The 3,592-nt window shown below is 68.0% G+C and carries 3 protein-coding genes; all 3 read right to left on the bottom strand.

Features of this window, described 5'->3' with window-relative positions; genetic code table 11:
- Positions 1 to 280: 280 nt before the first annotated feature.
- Positions 281 to 1,462 carry an amidohydrolase family protein gene (locus BCD48_RS20785; RefSeq protein WP_071050080.1) on the bottom strand — a complete coding sequence of 394 codons (1,182 nt, stop codon included), beginning with the start codon at positions 1,460 to 1,462 and terminating at the stop codon, positions 281 to 283.
- A 237-nt stretch (positions 1,463 to 1,699) separates the two neighbouring features.
- Positions 1,700 to 2,980 carry a cytochrome P450 gene (locus BCD48_RS20780; protein WP_083418968.1) on the bottom strand — a complete coding sequence of 427 codons (1,281 nt, stop codon included), beginning with the start codon at positions 2,978 to 2,980 and terminating at the stop codon, positions 1,700 to 1,702.
- 163 nt (positions 2,981 to 3,143) lie between these two features.
- Positions 3,144 to 3,592 (bottom strand): acyl-CoA dehydrogenase family protein (locus BCD48_RS20775; protein ID WP_274536559.1); only part of this gene is annotated, 449 nt, incomplete at its 5' end.

The raw sequence follows: 3,592 nt of genomic DNA, 5'->3' as shown, positions 1-3,592 counted from the left end.
CGACCGCATCCGCCGGGCGACAGGAAACCGGGGCCGGGCATCCGCGCTCGGCCCCGCCGGCGGTCCAACCGCCGGGGCTTCCAAAGCGCCTGACCAGTCACTTCGCTTGTCAGGCTCTTGATCGCGAGGGTGATGACGCTCCGGGCTCGAAGCCTCCCAGCCGGCCTCCAGCTGGCCGTGGTGCCCCACATGGGATGAGGGGCCGGGGAACCAAGCCCATCCGAGCGCCGGTCGGCGCGGTGATCCGACCGGCGGCACCGCCGCCGGTCGGTCGACACGCTCAGTCGAGATGGTAGATACGCGCGGCGTTGTCGTGCAGGATCTTGCGCAACACCTCTGGCGGCAGGTCGGACAGCGCGCCCTCGATGAAGTGGTCGGGCCGCACCGCCGCGGTCGCCGGGCCGGGCGACATGCTGGTCGGATGTGGAAAGTCCGTCTCGTACAGGATGTTGTCGGCGCCGAGGAGCTCGATCGCCTGCTTGGCGGTCTCGTTCTCGAACCAGAAGCAGCCGTAAATCTGGCGCTGGAAGTACTCGCTCGGCAGCAGGTCGTACTCGGGGTGCTCGAGCGGCACGCCGCAGTTCTTCCACTGCCAGTCCAGTGCGGTGAGGGCGTACGGGATCCAGCCGATGCCGCTCTCGACGGACACGAAGTTCAGCCGCGGGAAACGGTGGCAGATGCCGGCGCAGATGATGGTCGCGATGGTGCTGGCGTTGCCCATGAAGAAGGAGACGCCGACGGAGGCGTAGTTCGCGTGCAGCCCGTTGCTCGGGATGTTCTTCTCGATCAGCGACAGGTCACCCGAGGCGATGTGGAAGTTGACCGGCTGGCCGAGGTCCTGCGCGGTGGCCCAGAGCGGATCCCAGTGCGAGTCGGCGAGCATCGGCAGCCCGAAGAAGTCCGGCTGCTGCGCCATGATGACGCCTCGGTGGCCGGCCGCGGCCGTCCGCTCGACCTCCCGGCAGGTCGCCTCGATGTCCCAGAACGGTAATGCGGTCATCGGCAGCAGGCGGCTCGGGTCGGCGCTCGCCCATTCGGTCTGCCAGTCATTGTAGGCCTGGATGCAGCGCAGCATCAGCTCCGAGTCCTTAAGCCCGAGAAACTTCCCCATACCGAACCCGGCCACGTTCGGGTAGAGCACCTGCGCCCAGATGCCGTACTCGTCCATCCGCTTCAACCGCTCCGGTGCGCTCCAGAGCGCGGGGTCGACGTCGGCCAGCCGCCGCGGGTGCTTTGGCGGGTATTCGTGCCATCCGGCCATCGCGCCGCCGGCGGTCGCCGACAGGCGCTCGTCACCGAAGTACCACGCCTCTTCTTGGAGCTCGTCGTCCCAGCGGGCATGCGGCACCAGGCTGCCCCACTTCTTCGTGGAAATTCGCGAGGTCCACAGGTCGGCGGGTTCGATGACATGGGTGTCTGTGTCGATCACCTTGATATCGTCGACGACAGGCGTCACGGCCATAGGTCAGCCTCCTGGAGGTCCTGGGAAACAGCGGAAAGCCCCAGGGACGGGCTGTGCGTCAACCCGGGTACAATACAAGCCTATTCCTCATGATAAAAATGGGCAAGGTGTGCGGAGGCGGGCCTGGCAGGATTTTCAGCGAGACCGCCAGGCCGCACTACATAGGAGTGACGACGTCGCTGCCGCCGGTCATCGGACCGGCGGCGGCGACGCCTTCTCGGCCCGCGTTATCTCCCGCTATCCAGCGGTGTCCCACGCCAGCTGGAGGTCGACCAGACCGGCCGCGCCACCGCGTTCGAGGACCGGCCTGTCGGCCGCGAGGCGGTAATCGGGGATTCGCCTGTGCCAGACCTCCAGCGCGACACTCATCTCGGCGCGGGCGAGGTGCGCGCCGAGACAGCGGTGCGGCCCGGCGGCGAAGGAGAAATGCCGGTTGGCCTCGCGGTCCAGGTCGACGTTGTCGGGATTCGGGAAGACCCTCGGGTCACGCATTGCCGAGCCCAGGGTGAGCTGCACCATGTCGCCCTTCTTCATGGGGCAGCCATGGAAGTCCACGTCCCGGGTGAGCTTGCGGCCATCCTGAATGATCGGGAAGGCGCGCAGGAACTCCTCGACGGCCGTCGGCAGCACCGACGGGTCGATCGCCATCCGGTATCGATGCGCCGGCGTGGTGGCCAGGTGATGGAACGCGTAGCTCAGCTGGCTCTTGACCGTGTCGAGACCGGCGAGCACCAGCACGACGCACATCTCGAGGATCTCGTCGTCCCGCAGCGGGCGGTCCCCGAACTTGGCCGTCATGAGATGGCTGACGAAATCCTCCCCGGGATCGCGCTGGGCGGCCCGGCGGTCCGCGACGAGGTTGACGAAGTGCTCCATCATCGCCGTCACCGCTTCCAGCGTCCTGGCCTGCCCCTCGGGATCGGTGAAGCCGGCGAAGACGGTGTCCACCCATTCGACGAACAGCCCGTCGTCGGCTGCCGGCAGTCCCAACAGGGAGAGGAAGACCCGAGTGGAGTAGACCGCGGCGAAGTCGTTGACGAACTCGCAGCGGCCGGCATCGATGAACATGTCGATGGTCTGGTCGCACAGCTCGCGCATCCGGGGAGCCAACGCGTTCACCGCTCGCGGCGAGAACGGCGGATTCAGGATCTGGCGGTACGTGCTGTGGTCGGGCGGCGCGACATGCGTCGGTATCCAGTGGTAGCCCGGGTTCGGGTCCAGCGGTATGACCGAGTGGCTGCCGAAGACGTTCGGGTTCTGGTAGGCCTCCCGGCATTCGTCGTAGCGGGTGAGCATCCAGAAGCCGGTGCCGAAATCGTTCCAGTAGATGGGGGCGGCCTCCCGCAGCTCGGCCATCTCCCTGACACCGGTCAGCGCGGGGCGTGGGGACATGATGTCGTAGGTGACCACGGGACATCCGCCCCGATCGGCCGCCTTGGTGGCGGCCGGTTCCCGCGGCGCGGCGGGTACCGGGTCCGCGGCCGTCGCGTCGGACTCGGGAGCGGTGGGCGCGCTCACCGGCCGGCCAGGCTCTGCTGCGGGATCCCCATGTTTCTCCTTCTTCCTCTTCTTCCTCGGCTCCTTCTCGCCGGTCGGGCGGAAAAGCTGGTGATCCTCCGCCGGCCGGTGGGTCGGTTCTTCGGGGGTCCCGCGATCGTGAGCGTCCGACCACCAGAGCTCGTCAGAGCTTCCCGGCCGCCTCCAGCTGGCGGATCAGCTGCTCCCGGTGGTAGGTCGGGTCGCCGAACATCAGCGCATTGCTCTTCGCCCGGCGGAAGTACAGGTGCGCGGAGTGCTCCCAGCTGAAGCCGATACCGCCGTGGATCTGGACGTTCTCGGCGGCCGCGAAATCGAAGCACTCCGAACAGCGGATCTTCGCGATGGAGGCGGCGACGGGCAGCTCGGGGTCCGAGGTCGCCGCCGCCCACAGCCCGTGGGCCAGCGCGGTCCGAGCGGCATCCAGCTCGAGCGCCATGTCCGCGCAGCGGTGCTTGATCGCCTGGAACTGCCCGATCGGACGCCCGAACTGCACCCGCGTCCTCGCGAACGCGACGGCCGTCTCCAGCACCCGCGCCGCGCCGCCTACCTGTTCGCAGGCCAGGGCGACGGCGGCCAGGTGGCCGAGGTGCT

Source organism: Pseudofrankia coriaricola, assembly GCF_001854805.1.
Lineage (GTDB): Bacteria > Actinomycetota > Actinomycetes > Frankiales > Frankiaceae > Pseudofrankia.
Note: the sequence above shows the minus strand (reverse complement) of the source record. Positions and strands in the feature narration are given on the sequence as shown.

What these genes read in the sequence shown, in the direction of transcription:
- BCD48_RS20785 (WP_071050080.1), bottom strand. Translation starts at nt 1,462, where the DNA reads ATGGCCGTGACGCCTGTCGTCGACGATATCAAGGTGATCGACACAGAC.